Origin of the sequence: Campylobacter concisus (assembly GCF_003048775.2) — a bacterium.
GTDB classification, from domain to species: domain Bacteria; phylum Campylobacterota; class Campylobacteria; order Campylobacterales; family Campylobacteraceae; genus Campylobacter_A; species Campylobacter_A concisus_I.
Window position 1 is genome coordinate 1,222,679 of record NZ_CP049272.1, and the last position, 16,949, is coordinate 1,239,627.

Consider the following 16,949-nt stretch of genomic DNA (forward strand, 5'->3'; position numbering starts at 1 on the left):
TTATTCCATCTTTGCTTTTGCATACTCTATAAGTCCGCCAGCATTTAAAAGCTCTTGCATAAAAGGCGGTATAGGGCTAAATTTATACTCTTTGCCACTGGTTAAATTTACGATCACGCCGTTATCAACATCTATTTTTAGTTTATCACCAGCGTTTATCTCATCTGTCTCTTTTATCTCAAGTATCAAAAGTCCTGTATTAAAGCTATTTCTATAAAATATTCTCGCGTAGCTTTTAGCTATCACCGCGCCAATGCCAGCAGCTTTAAGTGCGATAGGAGCGTGCTCGCGAGAGCTACCACAGCCAAAATTTTCGCCTGCTACAATGATGTCGCCTTTATCTATCTTGGTACTAAAATTAGGATCGGCGTCCTCCATTATATGTTTTGCTAAGATATTTTCGTCGGAAGTATTTAAGTATCTGGCGGCGATAATTATATCGGTATCGATATTGTCGCCGAATTTCCAAACTTTATTCATCGTTTCGCCTTTTTTAAATTTTCGAGATTTTAGCCAAAAGTAGCTAAATAATTCATCAAACGGCGAATAAAATTTGCGGCCCAAACGGCTAAAGGGCAAGGCAAAGGGCGTTAAACGCCCCTTTTATTTTTTTAAATTTAAAGAACACCTGCCCAGGAATTTACACGCCGGGCAAAAACCCGTAACGCCGACGATAATCGGGATTAACCCGATTAACGCCCAGTAGCTCTCATAAAAATACCAAATCGCTACCGTAAAAATTAGCCCCAGTACGACCCTAATAATTCTACTTTTCGCGCTTACCATATTTTTTACCTTTTTTTAAAAATTTTATAAAGCGGGCAGTAACCGTAATATCCCGTTAAAAGCGGAATTAGTCCGACCGTCCACAACCAGCAGTCGCAAATAAATCCGAAAATAAAAAACCAAATCGCCGCTATAATCAAACGTATAGTTTTATCTAAAACGCTCATTTTATCTCCTTTAAGCTAAAGCTTTTAGCATTCCGTTCATAACCATAGGTTTAAATCCGTAAATTTTAACCAGCCAACTCATATAGCTCTCTCTAGTAGCGCCGAAGCACTCCAACGTCGGAGCCGTCCCCTCCCAGTCGAACTCTACCATTATGGCCTTGCCGTATTTGGTGATAAAAGGGCAAGCCGTATATCCGGTAAATTTCTCGCTAGGTTCTCGTCCTTTTATCGTATCGGCTAAATTTTTAGCTAAGATCGGATACATTTTCCTAACGCTAGCCCCCGTTTTGCCGGCCGCAAATCCGCAAATATCGCCAATACCGAATATATTTTTAAATTTTGTACTTTGCAGGCTGTATTTATCGACGGCTAGAAAATTTAACTTGTCGCCCTCTTTAGTTAGGCCGGCGCGAGCTAAAATTTCGCTTCCTTTTTGCTTAGGCGGCAGGTGAAGCCAGTCGTATTTTACGTCGATTAGCTCAGACGCGATTTTATCTTCGCCGTTTTGTCTATACGCCGTCCAAAACTCGAAAGTAGCGGTATTTGAGCTTTTATCGACGGCTACGATTTGGTGGCGAAGATTAAATTTTATCTTTCTTTTTATCATTATTTGAGTCATCGCCGCGGCATAAGTCGGATCGCCGAAAAGCTTGCCGCCGCCGACGTAAAGATTAACGCTGCCTTTATCGCGGTTGCCGGCCAACCTCAGCCTATCTTCACTCATGCATGTTACTTTTTTATTAGCGCCGCTGCATTTCATCGGGGTTTTTTGATCGCAAAATACCGCCGCGCCGCCGTTTTGAGAGAATTTTTTCATCAGCTCGTTGCTCTTTACGGCGCCTTGTAGAGTGTAGACGGAGGATATATTGCCGCTCATATCGTTAATATCCTCTAAGCTTAGCCCCTTAACGGCTTCAAAGTCGTATTCCACGCCGCTTGCTACGATTAGATAATCATACCCCAGCTCGCTCCCGTCGTCTAAGACGAGCAGATTGGCTTCGGGCTTTATTTCCGATACGTTTTTGCGTATCCACTCGGTTCCTTGCGGGATATAATCCGCTTTTTCGTAAACGACGTCGCTAGCTTCGTAAATTCCTACGGCGATTAGCGTAAAGCCCGGCTGATAGTAAAATTTCTCGTCTTTATCCACGAGAATTACCTTGGCGTTAGGCATATCTCTTCTAAGTTTAGCCGCCAATGCGATACCGCTAAGTCCCGCGCCCATTATGACGATTTTAGAATTTATATCGTCGTTTTCGTCGCCCGTTGCCGAGCAACCGCTCATACTAGTAGCTAGTCCCGCAGCCCCCATTAGCTTTAAAGCGTCTCTTCTTTGCAGTCCTTTCATAAATTCTCCTTTTAAACGAGTTTATGAAATGCTACATAAAAAAGGCCGCTCTCTCCGTAACAAAGTTACTTTAAAACGAGAATTTTAAGAAACTAGCCTTATTTCGCCGCGACTTTGCGTTATTTGTCCGCTTCTCTCAAGCTCTTTTAGCACCCTAGACACCGCTTCTCTAGCGCTTCCTAGATGATTCGCCAGCTCTTCGTGAGTTATTTTTATAAAATTTTCGTTTAGATTTTCGATGCTTTGGGATAAGAAATTCATAATCCGCGCCGAAAGCGGCGAAAACAAAGCCTGTTCCATAACGTTTATCGTTCTGGCAAACCGATCGGCTACGATTTTTAGAGTAAAATTTAAAATGCTCGGATATTTTTCTTTAAGAGGTTTGTAAATTCGCGCCGGAATAACGATAATCTCGCTGTCTTGCTCGATTTCTACGCTTACCTTATTTTCTAGCGAATTTATAGAACACGTATCGCACAGCACGCAACTCTCGTCTTTAGTTAGCCTAAATATCGTTATTTCCTTTGCGTTAGACGATACGAACGCCCTTAAAACGCCTTTTAGTATAAAGATAAATCCGAAGCAATCGTTTCCGGAGTAAAATATATCGCCCTTTTTTACGGTTTTTAGATACGCGTTAGCAAAGATCGCATTTAGATCCTCGCTTGCTAGATCGAAATTATTCGTAAATCTCTCGCGCAAAATTTTTTTTAACTCTTCGCTTAACATTTTGCCCTTTCGTGACTTCGTTACAAAAATTTAACCTTATTATAGGTAATATTGCATAAAAATTTAATACGAAAAGAAAAACAATGCACGACGTTAAGCAAAACGACTCGCAAAGCAAAATAAAATCGCTGCCGATTATGCTTTTTGCCGGTACTATGGGGCTTGGAGGGCTTTGCGCGGCTTATAAGAAATTAAGCGAGATATTTGTTTTACCCGGCGAGATATTCTCGGCGCTTAGAGCGCTAGACTGCACGGTATTTTGCCTACTTTCGGCGTTTTACCTCTTTAAGCTTTTAAAATTTAAAGAAGAAGCAAAGGCCGAATTTTCGCACCCTATAAAGATAAATTTTTTCGGCGGGTTTATTATTTCGCTTTTTCTTTTAGCTCTAGCCTACAAAGACGCGCCGCGACTATACTACTCGCTTTTTTACGCGGCTTTAGGCTTGCAAACGATTTTTACGCTTTACGTAATTTCTTTTTGGATCGACGAAAAATTCGATATCGCGACGCTAAATCCGGCATGGTTTATCCCCGTAGTGGGCAACTTGCTAATCCCGATCATAGCCGAAAAATCTCAAGCGATCTGGTACTATTTTAGTTTGGGGCTATTTTTCTGGATTATTTTATTCGCCGTTATATTTTATAGGTTAGTTTTTTGCGATAAGTTAGCCGACAAATTCGTCCCGACGCTAGTCATTACGCTAGCGCCGCCCGCTATGGCGTTTTTGGGATACGTAAAATTAACCGAGCGATTCGACGCTTTTGCGGCGATACTACTTAATATAAACGTATTTTTCGTAGCGCTTATACTTTTTTCGTATAAAAGATTTATTAAACTCAAATTCGCCCTATCGTGGTGGGCTTTTACCTTCCCGACGGCCGCTAGCTCCATAGCGTTTTTAAAAGCTTACGAAATTACGCAAAGCGATTTTTACTTAGTTTTAGGAGTCGGCGCTTTTGCGGCTCTAGTCGCTTTGATTTTGATAGTCGGATTTTTAACGGTTAAATCTATAATAAACGGCGAAATTTTTTCGGAAAAATAACCTTAGCTCAAAAATTTACTTTAGTAGTATTTGTAGCTGATTTCTAGCTTTTTATATAGACCGATTTCCGTTATGTCGCCGTTTTCGTAGTATTTGTCCGCGGGCTTAAATTTGACCGAGGTTTTACGCGTCAAATTCCCCCGCTCGTCCCTCGTTATGTCTTTAAACTGCAAGATTTGCCAGATTTTTGCCTCGGAGCCGAAGTAATTTACCGACGTATACTCCATCTCGTCGCCGTTTGCGGCGTAGTAATAAACCCACTTTGAGTTTGGGGCTTGCGTGATTTTTTCGTATTCTCCGTTTGGCTTGCGCTCAAAGCTTATCACTATGGCGTGGCGCGGCTCCATATTATTTTCTATCCGCGTTAAAACGCCATTTTCGTCGTAGACGTAGCTATCGTCCGTCACTAGCGTCCCGCCGGAATACGCCGCCCGAGCGATCATTTTGCCGTCCTTGCCGTAAGTGGTTTTCTCCGTGCGGGGGTAAAATCTATCCTCCACATGCTGCTCTTTGGCCGTCGCGACTAAATTTTCGCCGTCAAATTCGTATTCGTAGAGATAAACGGCGCTATCTTGATATTTTTTGCGGATTAGTCCGTCTTTGCCGTACTCAAACAAAACCGAGCTGTTTGGCACGCCGTTTATATGCTCGGTTTCTTGCAGTATATAGCCGTTTTCGTTAAACTCCGTCCGCTTTACGCGCGTATTTTCTAGCGTCCCGGAGCCGTCCGTAGAGTATTCATACTCCGTAGCCGTCATGCTTTTGACCTCGCCTTTTAGCTCTCTTTTACTCCAATCGCTTTGCGGTAAAACGGCCGAGTTTAGATAGCAAACCGCCGATGCCGCCGCTAAAATAGCCTTTAAAATTTTCATTTTTATCCTTTTTCAAATCACGCAAAGCCTAGATTAGTTTAGGCTAAAAAGCGGCAATACCAGTAAAATTCTATCTTTTACGAGTTTAAATCCGCGCTTGAAACCGACTTAAATTTTTAAGCAAGCCTGAGGCGAATTTTCATTTCCTTACGGTTTATCAACTTAAGCCTAAGCCTCATTTGCCTTTTTAAAAATTTCTCTCATCTCTTCTTCGCTAAGCGGCTCAACCAGTATATTTGCGGCGTCTATGAAGCGATATTTTTCTTTTGGCAGATTTACCATAAAAGCGCCATATTCGCATTCGCCAAGCACGTGCGCGTCCTTATCGTCTACGCCGACTACTAGCGTAAGTATCCAGCGCGAGACCTTTCTCTCTCCTAGAACTTCTTGCGCCTGCCACGACGGAGAGGGAGCGTAAGGCAAGATAGTCGGTAAATTTTCGCTAAGCGTATATGCGCCAAAAATTTCGTTGCCGTCTTTATCTTCGTATAAATTCTCTCTTGCACTATAAGCGTCAAGATACTGCACCCGCCTCATCATCTCATCGAATTTAGCCGCAGGGCTAGCGCTTGCAAAAATTTCATCTATCATAACCGCGTCAAACGCCACGTCGCGCTCTAGGCCAGAGATATAAAGCGTTTGATTTTTCTCTTTTGCGTCCTTTAGAGCTTCAAGTCCCCACATTATGTCGGCTTCATAATCAAATTTTAAAATTTGCTCGCTATCGTAAATTTCCTCGTTGTCGCACTCTATTTTCGAGCCGGTTTTGGCTGAAATTTTAGATAAAAGCAAAATCGCCGTCTGCCAGTCGCCGACGCCGCTTGGAGTACAGACTCGGACGATATATTTGCCGTCTTCATAGTTTAACTCAAAGCCGCGAGCACTCTTTTGCCATACGCCAGCAATCATCACGTTTTCGTTTAGCGAAAGCTCGATCGGCTCGTCGTTTTGACCATTAAAAAAGCAAAATCCCTCTATAAACTCTAAAATTTCACGCTCGCTTAGCGCCTTTTCATATCCGCCCAAAAGCTTCTTTTTATTTTTCACCTTAAATGTTACGCTCATAAATTCTCTTTCGCCTACTCTAAAACGTCATCACTTGATCGCACTGCCTAACCCACTCGGACAAGATATCCATGCTGCCTTTCACCTCAGCCTCGAAATAAGGCTCTCCCGCATGCAAACCGCACCTCGTTTGGCAGCTACCGCAAACCTTTAGCATAGCGCCGCTAGCGTAAAGCTCTTTTAACATCGCTACTAGATCTACGTCGTAGTTTTCCGGCTTTTTGGTGCTATTTCGCGCAAGGTCGACCGCGTCGTTCATTAGAAAAATTCTAACCTCTTCGCCTTTTTCTTTTAGCGTTTTAGCTAACCTTAATGCGTTGTAGGCGTTGTCGGTACCGTTGTATGGTTGATTTGTAAGTATAAATAGAAATTTTTTCATCTTTTTCTCCTTTTGCCAAAAATGTAGTGCAAACCGAGCAAATTTTAGCCAAGCTATATAAAAAGAGGCTAAATTTATCTAAAAAGCAAAAGTACTCCGATCGTGCAGACGATAATGGCGGTGCAAATTTCAAGTAGCCTTAGGTGCATTTGTAAAAATTTCTTTAGCATAGCTCCACCGAGTGCGTAGATATTTAGCGAGCAAAACTCGATGGAAACGAGCGTTGCCGTGATCACGCACATACGAGTTAGACTAAAGGGATCGTCTTTGTCCAAAAATGTAGGCAGTAAAGCCGAGAAAAATATCCACGCCTTTGGATTTGTGACGCAAACGATGAGTCCGTTTATAAACATCTGCTTTTTGCTTGGCAAATTTGAGACGTTTGTTACGCTAAGCTCGCCCTTGCCAAAAAGAAGCATCGCGCCAAGATAGAGCATATAAAGCCCTGCGATGATGTTTAGCGCCTTAAATGCGTACTCAAAATGATGAAGCACCGCACCCACGCCAAGCATACAGCAAAATGCCACGAAAGCAAGCGAAAGAAGCTGTCCGGTCATCATAATAAGCGAGTGTTTATAACCAAAGCTCATACCGATACTCATCGCATAGGTCATGTTGATGCCCGGCATTAGCGAGATAGGAGCAAGCGTAGCAAAAAAGAGTAAGAAGTCCATAAAAAGCCTTGAAATTTAGCTAACAAATATAAAAATTTAAGCTATAGATCTGATCCTGCGATCAAATTTATAGCTTAAATTTAAAAGGCGGACTAAGCCGCCTCTTTTTTAGTGAGTTAAGAAATACTCTTGAATTTTGGCTTTGTCGCTTGTTTTTGTAAGCGCAAGCATCAAAAGCACTCTGGCTTTTTGCGCGTTTAGATTATCGCTTGTTAAAAAGCCGTATTTTGCGTCGTCTACTTCGCCGTTCATAGTTGTTTCGCCGCTACCTACACGTGAGTCGCGAACTACCACTACGCCAGCTTTTGAAGCCTCGCCAAGTGCGTCAAGTACGCTAAAGTAAGGGTTGCCATTGCCAAGACCAGCGCTAACGATACCTTTTGCGCCGTTTTTAACAGCTATTTTTACAAAGTCAGGATTGTCATTTGCGTGAGAGTAGATGATATCAACTCTAGGAAGTTCTTTTACGCCCTCTAGGTCAAATGCTGATTTTGCTGTGTGTTTTCTAATCGGATTCATATAGTATTTTACGTTGCCATAAAAAACTGTGCCGATCTTACCGCTGTTTGGTGATTTAAATGTATCAACGCCTGTTGTGTTGGTCTTTGTTACCTCACGAGCCGCGTGAATTTCGTCATTCATAGTGACCACAACACCTTTTCCTACGCTATCTTTGCTAATAGCTACGTTTACAGCGTTAAATAAATTCAGTGGACCGTCTGCGCTTAGTGAGCCGCTATTTCTCATCGCACCTACAAGCACGACTGGCTTGTCGCTTTTAACGACCAAATTTAGAAAGTACGCCGTCTCCTCCATAGTATCTGTGCCGTGAGTAACGACGATACCATCGGCTTTGCCGCTATTTAGAAGTTCGTTGATTCTATTTGCAAGCTTTAGCCAAACTTCGTTGTTCATATCCTGTGAGCCGATATTTGAAATTTGCTCGCCTTTTATGGTAGCGATCTTGTTGATATCTGGCACGGCTGCGATTAGTTTATCGACCGTAACAGTTCCAGAAGTATAGCTCGAATTAAGCGATCCTGAGCCGCTTCCCGCTATCGTTCCACCAGTAGCTAGTATGTAGATGGTTGGCTTTGCAACCGCTAAAGTAGCACCTAAAATCATGAGTAACACCGCCTTAAAGATTAAACGCATTTTAGCTCCTTTGCATTAAAATTTGCAAAGTCATTATAATGCCATTTATTTAAAAAAATTATTAACTTTTAAATTTTATATTTATTTAAAAAATTCTTATCAAAAACATATAAATTCCGGTTGAAATAACTATGCTAAGAAGGGTATTTTTAAATTTTAAATGCATCAAAATAGCTGTAAAAACTGCTACTATTTCGCTTAAGCCATAAGGAAACTCGCTAAATTTCGTATCTTTTAAGCCGTAGCAGACCAAAACGACCATTATCATCATGCCCATATGCTTCTCAATGGCGTCTAAGTAAGGGTTTGGCTTATAGTTTTTCAGTACATAAAACGGCGTTGCTCTCGTTATAAAAGTAGCCAAGGCGCTTAAGAGCACCGCCACAAAAAGAACCATCTCGCTTGAGTTTACACTTATCAAATTTTATCCTTGAACAAAAGCAAAAATACAAAACAAAGCGCCATTGAGCCAACAAGCACAAATTTAGCTGGAAATAGGCTCACTCCAAGCACGCCAAAAAATGTCGCCGCAAAGAGCACACGGTAGTTTTTATCATTTTTAAACATCTCTATCACAATAACTATAAAAAGTGCTGTCAAGCTAAACTCAAGCCCTTTTGTATCAGCCTTGATAAAATCACCAAGTATCACTCCAAGCAGCGTCCCAGCCGCCCAGTAAGACCAAGAAAGGATATTTAGCCAAGTAAAGACAAAGCTGCGATCACTCGCCTCTTTTAGCTTTAAATTTTTAAATATCGCAAAGGTCTCATCTGTTAGCAAAGCGATGTTTAAAAGCTTAAATTTGATCCCGCTATACTCTTTTAAAAGTGAAATTCCATAAAAAGTATGACGCAAATTTACTAGATAGCTCACGATAAAGACCTCAACGTGGCTCGTGCCAACGCTAAAGAGCGAGAGCATCATAAACTGCGCAGCCCCGCCATAAGCTAATGTGCTAAGTGCCACTGCGATAAATGCGCTAACTCCCATGCTTTTTGCCAGCACGCCAAATGCGACACCAAGTGGGAAATAGCCCATAAAGATAGGGATGGATAGTTTAAAAACGTAGTTAAATGTCAAATTTTTGCCTTCATAAAAAGCCGAAATGTTAGCAAAATTTGAAAAATTTAGAGTAAAAATGGAGCTAATTTTATAAAATAATAAAAATTTATGGAGCCAAAAGATGAAAAAGGTAATTCTAATTTTATTTTGTATTCTATTTTCTTGGGGTAAAAATTTAGATACCACCAAGCTTGAAAGTGAATGCACTTTAAATAACATAGAAAGTTGCACCGATCTTATATATATCTACTTTAATAAAAATGAGCGCGATAAAATGGCAGCTATGGCAAACAAGGCCTGCGAGCTAGGCAATCCACATAGCTGTCTATTTTTAGGAAATATATATCTACAAAAAGACACTCTAGCGCAAGAGAAAGAAGAAGGACTTAGACTTTATAATAAGGCTTGCGAACTAAAAAATGTATTTGCTTGCTATACCATTGCACTTATCTACGAAACAGGAGATGCTGATATACCAAAAGATAAAAATAGAGCAAAAAACTACTATAAAAAAGCCTGCGAGCTTGATTTGGATGAAGCTTGCAGTAGCTTAAAAATTTTAATTAATTAAAAATTGCTTTTATTCTTACTCATAAAAGTAGAAATTTTAGACAAAATGTGCCAAATTTTTATTTAGCCCAAATTAATGCGTCTGTTTTATCGAGTCCTTGCCTTTTGGCGTTTTGTTTAAAAAGCAAAATACCTCAAGCATGAAAGAAAGTAGTATAAGCCCAACAATAATTAGAGTCGCGTTCATACTACCTACCTTTTAAGCCCATTTACTATTTCAAGCATCGAATCACTCGTAGTTATAGCCTTTGAGTTTGCCTCGTATGCGCGCTGACCGGTTATAAGATCGGTCATCTCTTCAACTAGCTGAACGTTACTCATCTCAACAAACCCTTGTCTGATCGTGCCAAGTCCATCAAGTCCTGCAACACCTACCACCACGTTACCGCTAGCGCTTGTTTCCAGGTAGTTGTTATCACCCATTGAGTGAAGGCCAGCTGGGTTTATGAAATTTGCTAGCTCGATCTGACCTATCTGAGCCATCTCTCTCTCGCCTGCTTGAAGCACTGACACGGTGCCATCTGTGCCGATAGAAATTTGCGTCGCATTCGCAGGCACGGTAATCTGAGGGATTAGCTGATAGCCATCGCTATTTACGATCGTGCCATTTGCGTCAAGCTTAAATGCGCCATTTCTAGTGTAGGCTGTCGTGCCATCTGGTAGCTGAATCTGAAAAAATCCGTTACCAGCTATTACCATATCTAGGTTGTTGCTGGTCTCTTTAAAATAGCCCTGAGAAAAAATTTTATTTATCGCCGTTGGACGCACGCCAAGACCCACCTCGATACCAGTTGGGCTTGTAGTAGTCTGACTTGTAGCCGTACCTGCGTACTCCATGACTTGATACATAAGATCAGCAAATTCAGCCCTATTTTTCTTGTATCCATAAGTATTTACGTTTGCAATGTTGTGTGAGGTTACGTCTATCTGCGTCTGCTGAGCTATCATACCAGTGGCCGCAGTGTAAAGTGATCTCATCATAGTTTTATCCTTTTATTAAGCTTTTAGGGCTAGTTTTTGAACAGCATCTTGGTTAAGGTCGCTCATGTGGCTTGTCATAACCTTTTGATACATATCAACTAGGCGCTGGGTTTCTATTAAACCGACCATTTCTAAAACTGGATTTACGTTTGACATCTGAGCATATCCTTGCATTACACTATCAGCTTCATCAAGCTCATTTATGTCGTCAAAATTTCTAGTTTCAAAGAGGTTGTCGCCGACCTTTTTAAGATCTCTTATCTCTCTTGGCTGAGCGATAAAAAATTTAGAAAATTGATTATTATTTGAATATAAATTTCCATTTTTATCAGCAGTTAGCACCTCACCTTGTGGTACTTGGATGCCTCTTTGACCAGGATTTTGTGCCTCGTAACCACTTGGCAGCACCTTATAGCCCTCTTTTGTGACGATGTAGCCATCACCATCAAGGCTAAAAGAGCCGTTTTTGCTAAGTTTTACGCCATTTGGGGTATCAACTAAGAAAAATGCGTCATCTCTTTTTATCGCAAAATCAAGCGTGTTTGAGCTGTATTTAAAGCCACCAGCACTAAAGTCGGTGTATTCTTCGCTCACTTGTGGCACGCGATTAAGCGTTCTATTTAAAAATTTTGCTCCATCTTTTGTGTGATTTTTAAGTGGAAGCTCATCTTGTGTCTCTTTAAAAATTCTCGCAAAATCTCCGATAACTACGTCATTTCGCTTGTAGCCGATCGTATTTACATTTGCAAGATTGTTTGAGATCACATTTAGTCTGTTAAACTGCGTTACCATGCCAGCAGTGGCTTGATAATAACCATTTTGCATGCATTTTCCTAAAATTAATTATTGTCACGGTTTTTAAAGCAATAGCTGTTCCAAAATTTTAATTTTTTAATTATTAAATATTTCATAAAGTTTAATAAATAATTTATTTATTTAATGTTAAGATTCGCGACTTCAATATAGATAATGACTATTAAAAACAATAAAAATACAAAAAAGGATACATATTATTATGAAAAAGACTTCACTAGTTGTTTTACTTTGTGCTGGCTTAAATTTGTTGGCCCAAGAAAGTGAGAATATAAAAGAAGTTGAACTTGGCGGAGTAGAGGTAACTGCGGAAGAAGAAAACGTAAAGAATAAAAAGATTAGTGAAGTAAAAAAGACGGCAAGCGAGCTTACTAAACAACAAGTAAGCGATACTAGAGATATGGTGCGCTATGACACTGGTGTCAGTGTGGTTGAGACTGGTCGCTTTGGCTCTAGCGGATATGCTATAAGAGGCGTTGATGAAAACCGCGTAGCTATCAGTATCGACGGGCTTAATCAAGCTGAGACACTTTCATCACAGGGTTTTAAGGATCTCTTTGAAGGATATGGAAATTTTAATAATACAAGAAATGGCGTAGAGATAGAAAACATCCAGCAAGTAAATATTACAAAAGGTGCAGATAGTATAAAAACCGGCTCAGGTGCGCTTGGTGGCTCTGTAATGTTTGAAACAAAAGACGCCAGAGACTATCTTACAGAAAAAGACTGGTTTTACGGCTTTAAAGCACAAAAATCATCAGCCAACGATGAAAAACTATTTTCTCATACGATGGCCGCACGAGCAAAATGGTTTGATATTCTCTTTATCACTACAAAAAGAGATGGTCATGAGATGAAAAACTGGGGATACAATACATACGATGACAATGTGCTTGGCAAGGAAAGAGAAAAACCGGATCCTTATACCATAAACACAGATAGCAGGCTATTTAAATTTGGTGTAAATTTTAATGAAACGAACCGTTTTAGCATAGGAATCGATAGAAGCACAAAAGAGACAGTAGGTACTGACTGGTCGTATAAATTTGCTCTTTATACTGGCGGTATGTTAAATAACGTGCGTTACAGCACCGATGTAAGGCACGTAAATGATAAAAACAAACGTGAAAATATCTTTTATACATATGAAAACTACGATGAAAACCCACTTTGGGATAGTATGAAGATAACTTATTCAAAGCAAAAGATCCAGCTAAAGGCAAGGACTGATGAGTACTGTGATAAAAACGACTGTCAAGGCCTACTAAATCCATCAGGATTAAAGTTAAATAACGAAGGTAAGCTGGTGGATAAATATGGTGGCGACCTACAAATGAGACAAGTAGAAAAAGAGCCTTGGCCTGGAGCTGGCTTTACTTTTCCTCAAGATATTGTATTTGACAGTCATGGAAACGAAGTAGATGAAACATTCTATGGAAGAACAAATCGCGGAGCAGATAAACTTCTTGTCGATTGTAATCAGTATGATTGCTCTAAGCCTTTAACGCTTTTTAATAAGACAACCAAACGATATGAAACCTACAATCTAACTCCGCAAAACATGCCAGATGGCAATGGAAAATATGCAGAGCTTACTCCAAAAAATAGATTTGAGGAACTACTTTTGCCAAGAGCTCCAGGATATCTTGAAAATAACTGGAAAGATAGAGATCTAAATACCGATACAAAACAGCTAAATTTAGATGCGACAAAGGAATTTAGCCTATTTAAAATGGATCATACTTTAAAATACGGTGGACTTTATAATCAAATAGATAAGAGTATGATAAATAAACAAGGTTATGAGGCACACAATAAGGAATGGTGGGCGAAATATTTCTTTGGCATGGCAAACAAGGGCACAGGCTTGCTACCAAATTTTCAACCAGACAAGTGCATGCCTCACGGCGGAAATGATTACAGTACACTTTGTAGACATGAGGATAATAAATTTAGCTTTTTGATACCTGTAGAAACGAAGACAAAGGCATTTTATCTGGGTGATGATATATCTTTAACTGAAATTTTAAGCGTAGATGCAAATTATAGGTTTGACAAAATAACACACAATCCAAGCTACATACCAGGCAAGACACCAAAGCTGCCAACTGATCTTTTTGCTGGTGTTTTTATACCTTTTACTATACCGCCTGGCTCTAGTGCAGAAGAAGTAAAAAGGATAAAAACTAAAAATGCTGAAGAAAATGCACGTTATCTAGCAAGCCAAAAGAGGGATTTTACACATCATTCGTATTCACTTTCAACAAATTTTGACCCATTTGAGCATATAAGACTTCAGGCAAAATATGCAAATGGTTTTAGAGCTCCAACATCTGATGAAATTTATTTTACTTTTCAGCATCCTGATTTTACGATATTTCCAAATTTAGCTCTTCAACCTGAGATTGCAAAAACAAAAGAATTTGCCGTAACTCTTCATAACTCACCTAGCTTTTTTACAATAAATCTCTTTCAAACAGACTATAAAAATTTTATCGATCTAAAGTATATCGGTCGTGGCACGCTAACATACGGAAATGCCGGTAGTAGAATGCCAGTAGAAATGTACCAAAACGTAAATAGAGCAAGGGCTCGAGTAAGAGGTGTTGAGCTAAGTGCGAATCTAGACCTAGAGCAAGCTTATAGTGGGCTAAGTGGCTTTAATGTCGGCTATAAATACCTATATCAAAAAGGTAGAATGTCGGTAGATGAGAGCGGCAAGCTAGACGCTCCAATGAATGCCATTCAGCCAGCAAAATTTGTCTATAACGTCGGATATCACACAAGAAATAATAAATTTGGAGCAAATCTATATATGACGCACGTAAAAGCAAAACGCCCAGAAGATACTTATAATATCTATGCCAAAGACGATCCGGACGCAAAAAATACATATGTTAGATATGTCAGCAACACATACAGTTTATTTGATTTTGTAGCGTTTTATAGACCGATGAAAAATTTCACATTTACAGCAGGCGTGTATAACATCACAGATAGAAAATACACAAGCTGGGATAGCGCAAGAAGTATAAGGACTTTTGGCACAAATAATATGGTAAATAAAGAAACTGGCAGGGGCCTTGCTAGATTTTACTCACCTGGTAGAAATTTCAAGCTAACATTTGAAATGACGTTTTAATAATTTTATAGCTACCGCAATTTTAGACTTTTGCGGTAGCTTTGTATAGATAAAATTTCACTGTTTTGATGCACTTTTTAAAAAATTTGGGTATAATCCACTTTCTTTTAAACAACACTTAAATCACAATTAGACGATTCGAAAGGAAATTTATGAGCGCCGCAAAAGACTCTTTTTCTCAGATAGAAGAGCTTTTCGCTGAAAATGCAAAAGGCTTTTTAACATACGAAAAATTAGTAAAATTATTAGACAAAGCTCCGACTGCTACGATAGTAAAAAAGATAGAACAACTAGCAAAAACAAATAAAGTCCAGCTCATCACATCTGCTGAGGCCGCAAAGCTTAGAAATTTAGCTGATGCTAAAAAGCGCCAAGAAAACGCTCAAAAAAGCGATCAAGATATCGACGAAGATCTCGATCTTTCAGGCGAAAGTGACCTTTTAGAGTGGTCAAGATCTGATAGTCCTGTCAGGATGTATCTAAGAGAGATGGGGCAGATCGCGCTTCTTACAAAAGATGAAGAGGTAGAGATTAGCAAAAGGATTGAGCTTGGCGAAGATATTATCATTGATGCATTTTGTTCTGTACCATTTTTGATCGATTTCATACTTGACTATAAAGAGCCACTAATCAATAGGGAGCGCCGTGTAAAAGAGCTTTTTAAGAGCTTTGAAGACGAGAGTGAAAACGAAGAAAATGAAGATAGCGAAGACGATATAGACGAGGAAGATGAAGAGAACGAAGAAAACGAAGCTCCTAAAAAATCAGCTAAAAACGATAAACGTGCTGAAAAAGTTATAGAGAGTTTTAAGGCCCTCGAAAAGGCAAAAAAAGAGTGGCTAAAGACTGCAAACAAACAGGATAAAGTTGAGAGCGACGACACAGCTTCAAAGATGACTCTTGCATTTAAAAAGAAAATTTTAAAAGAGAAGCTGATGGATCTTGGCCCAACAAGCAAGTTAATTAGCGAGATCGTAAAATCAATGGAGACAGCGCTAAAAAGTGATGACGAATTTGACAGAGAGCTAAAACGCTTGGAGTATCGCTTGCCAATGTTTAGCGACGAACTTAAGAAAAATCACAAAAGTATACTAAAAGATATCATCAAACTTAGCAAAGAAGAGATCGCAGCTCGTGTGCCAGAAGCTACAATGGTCTCAACTTATGTCGAGATCAAAAAGCTATTTACTACAAAAGAGGCAAGCAAGCAAGGCTTTGATCTTGAGCCAACAAGGCTAAAAGAAATTTTAGAGCAGATCAAACGTGGAAAGAAAATTTCTGACGAGGCAAAAGCTAGAATGGCTAAGTCAAACCTCCGTCTAGTTGTAAGTATCGCAAAACGCTATACAAATAGGGGCTTACCATTTTTAGATCTCATCCAAGAGGGTAACATTGGCCTTATGAAGGCGGTTGATAAATTTGAATACAGAAAAGGTTATAAATTTTCAACCTATGCCACATGGTGGATCCGCCAGGCTATCTCGCGTGCGATCGCCGATCAGGCAAGGACGATTAGGATACCTATCCATATGATAGAGACGATAAATCGTATCAATAAAATAAATCGCAAATACCTCCAAGAAGAAGGTAAAGAGCCTGATGTAAGCGTTATCGCAAAAGAGGTTGGACTAAGTGTTGATAAGGTAAAGCAAGTCATCAAAATAACAAAAGAACCTATCAGCCTCGAAGCTCCAATCGCAAACGAAGAGGATGGAAAATTTGGAGATTTTGTAGAGGATAAAAGCTCGCTTTCTCCAATTGATCAAATTTTAAAAAGTGACCTGAGAGAGCAAATTGACGATGTGCTTTCGCAGCTAAATGAGCGTGAAAAAGCAGTCATTTCGATGAGATTTGGCTTGCTTGAAGATGAGAGTGACCGTACACTTGAAGAGATCGGCAAAGCACTAAACGTCACTCGTGAGCGTGTCCGCCAGATAGAAAGCTCAGCTATCAAAAAACTAAAACACCCAAAAGTTGGTAGGAAACTCAAAAACTACATCGAAGGCTAAAAGCCTTAATCTAGCTCGAATTTCACACAAATTTGAGCTAGAAGCTAAAATCAAAATTTTATACTCACATTAAAGCAAATATCTCCCACATAAATTTTAGTCGCAAAAGTAACAAAGCTAAAATCTACAAAGCTAGTTGGCCTTTAAAGCATAT

General features: G+C 39.7%; 18 protein-coding genes. 4 read left to right on the forward strand and 14 right to left on the reverse strand.

What is annotated here, in order from left to right; translation table 11 throughout:
• From CVT17_RS06120 to CVT17_RS06140, 5 genes are all read right to left on the reverse strand, one after another.
• Complete coding sequence (locus CVT17_RS06120) at window positions 1–480, reverse strand: 3-isopropylmalate dehydratase small subunit (RefSeq protein ID WP_107858937.1); 480 nt, start codon at window positions 478–480, stop codon at window positions 1–3.
• Window positions 481–603: 123 nt separating this feature from the next.
• Complete coding sequence (locus CVT17_RS06125) at window positions 604–786, reverse strand: YgaP family membrane protein (RefSeq protein WP_107858918.1); 183 nt, start codon at window positions 784–786, stop codon at window positions 604–606.
• A gap of 5 nt (window positions 787–791) precedes the next feature.
• A complete protein-coding gene (locus tag CVT17_RS06130) occupies window positions 792–953 on the reverse strand; it encodes a YgaP family membrane protein (protein WP_021091464.1) in 162 nt (53 codons plus the stop codon).
• A gap of 10 nt (window positions 954–963) precedes the next feature.
• Window positions 964–2,301 carry an NAD(P)/FAD-dependent oxidoreductase gene (locus CVT17_RS06135; RefSeq protein WP_107858917.1) on the reverse strand — a complete coding sequence of 446 codons (1,338 nt, stop codon included), beginning with the start codon at window positions 2,299–2,301 and terminating at the stop codon, window positions 964–966.
• Between the two features lie 84 nt (window positions 2,302–2,385).
• Window positions 2,386–3,030 carry a Crp/Fnr family transcriptional regulator gene (locus CVT17_RS06140; protein WP_107858916.1) on the reverse strand — a complete coding sequence of 215 codons (645 nt, stop codon included), beginning with the start codon at window positions 3,028–3,030 and terminating at the stop codon, window positions 2,386–2,388.
• Between the two features lie 83 nt (window positions 3,031–3,113).
• On the opposite strand from CVT17_RS06140, the gene CVT17_RS06145 reads away from it, so the two are divergent.
• On the forward strand, window positions 3,114–4,073 hold the full coding sequence (locus CVT17_RS06145; protein ID WP_107858915.1) for an SLAC1 anion channel family protein: 960 nt from the start codon (window positions 3,114–3,116) through the stop codon (window positions 4,071–4,073).
• 20 nt (window positions 4,074–4,093) lie between these two features.
• Here the strand turns inward: CVT17_RS06145 and CVT17_RS06150 are convergent, their stop codons facing one another.
• From CVT17_RS06150 to CVT17_RS06180, 7 genes are all read right to left on the reverse strand, one after another.
• Window positions 4,094–4,945, reverse strand: a complete 852-nt coding sequence (locus tag CVT17_RS06150; protein WP_107858914.1) for a hypothetical protein — start codon at window positions 4,943–4,945, stop codon at window positions 4,094–4,096.
• A gap of 168 nt (window positions 4,946–5,113) precedes the next feature.
• Window positions 5,114–6,010 carry a DUF4299 family protein gene (locus tag CVT17_RS06155; RefSeq protein WP_107770174.1) on the reverse strand — a complete coding sequence of 299 codons (897 nt, stop codon included), beginning with the start codon at window positions 6,008–6,010 and terminating at the stop codon, window positions 5,114–5,116.
• A 19-nt stretch (window positions 6,011–6,029) separates the two neighbouring features.
• Window positions 6,030–6,389 (reverse strand): DsrE/DsrF/TusD sulfur relay family protein, encoded by a 360-nt coding sequence (locus tag CVT17_RS06160; RefSeq protein ID WP_085658300.1) that lies wholly within the window; start codon window positions 6,387–6,389, stop codon window positions 6,030–6,032.
• A gap of 74 nt (window positions 6,390–6,463) precedes the next feature.
• Window positions 6,464–7,063 (reverse strand): LysE family translocator, encoded by a 600-nt coding sequence (locus CVT17_RS06165; RefSeq protein ID WP_107770173.1) that lies wholly within the window; start codon window positions 7,061–7,063, stop codon window positions 6,464–6,466.
• A gap of 108 nt (window positions 7,064–7,171) precedes the next feature.
• A complete protein-coding gene (locus tag CVT17_RS06170; RefSeq protein WP_107858913.1) occupies window positions 7,172–8,218 on the reverse strand; it encodes a type II asparaginase in 1,047 nt (348 codons plus the stop codon).
• An 85-nt stretch (window positions 8,219–8,303) separates the two neighbouring features.
• Window positions 8,304–8,639: a branched-chain amino acid transporter permease gene (locus CVT17_RS06175; protein ID WP_107858912.1), complete on the reverse strand. Its 336-nt coding sequence runs from the start codon at window positions 8,637–8,639 to the stop codon at window positions 8,304–8,306.
• Window positions 8,636–9,298, reverse strand: a complete 663-nt coding sequence (locus tag CVT17_RS06180; protein WP_107858911.1) for an AzlC family ABC transporter permease — start codon at window positions 9,296–9,298, stop codon at window positions 8,636–8,638. The genes CVT17_RS06175 and CVT17_RS06180 overlap by 4 nt, the downstream gene beginning before the upstream one ends.
• 103 nt (window positions 9,299–9,401) lie before the next feature.
• Between CVT17_RS06180 and CVT17_RS06185 the strand changes: the two genes are divergently transcribed.
• Entirely contained in the window at window positions 9,402–9,851 is a 450-nt protein-coding gene (locus tag CVT17_RS06185) for a tetratricopeptide repeat protein (protein ID WP_087577719.1), read from the forward strand.
• Window positions 9,852–10,042: 191 nt separating this feature from the next.
• Here CVT17_RS06185 and flgG read toward each other — a convergent pair whose 3' ends face one another.
• Together flgG and CVT17_RS06195 are read right to left on the reverse strand one after the other, a co-directional pair.
• On the reverse strand, window positions 10,043–10,831 hold the full coding sequence (flgG, locus tag CVT17_RS06190; protein ID WP_021091447.1) for a flagellar basal-body rod protein FlgG: 789 nt from the start codon (window positions 10,829–10,831) through the stop codon (window positions 10,043–10,045).
• Between the two features lie 15 nt (window positions 10,832–10,846).
• Window positions 10,847–11,656 carry a flagellar hook-basal body protein gene (locus tag CVT17_RS06195; protein WP_103648248.1) on the reverse strand — a complete coding sequence of 270 codons (810 nt, stop codon included), beginning with the start codon at window positions 11,654–11,656 and terminating at the stop codon, window positions 10,847–10,849.
• 190 nt (window positions 11,657–11,846) lie between these two features.
• Here CVT17_RS06195 and CVT17_RS06200 point away from each other — a divergent pair, with 190 nt between their 5' ends.
• Together CVT17_RS06200 and rpoD are read left to right on the forward strand one after the other, a co-directional pair.
• Complete coding sequence (locus CVT17_RS06200) at window positions 11,847–14,786, forward strand: TonB-dependent hemoglobin/transferrin/lactoferrin family receptor (protein ID WP_107770166.1); 2,940 nt, start codon at window positions 11,847–11,849, stop codon at window positions 14,784–14,786.
• Window positions 14,787–14,938: 152 nt separating this feature from the next.
• Complete coding sequence (rpoD, locus tag CVT17_RS06205) at window positions 14,939–16,795, forward strand: RNA polymerase sigma factor RpoD (RefSeq protein WP_103604792.1); 1,857 nt, start codon at window positions 14,939–14,941, stop codon at window positions 16,793–16,795.
• Window positions 16,796–16,949: the final 154 nt, after the last annotated feature.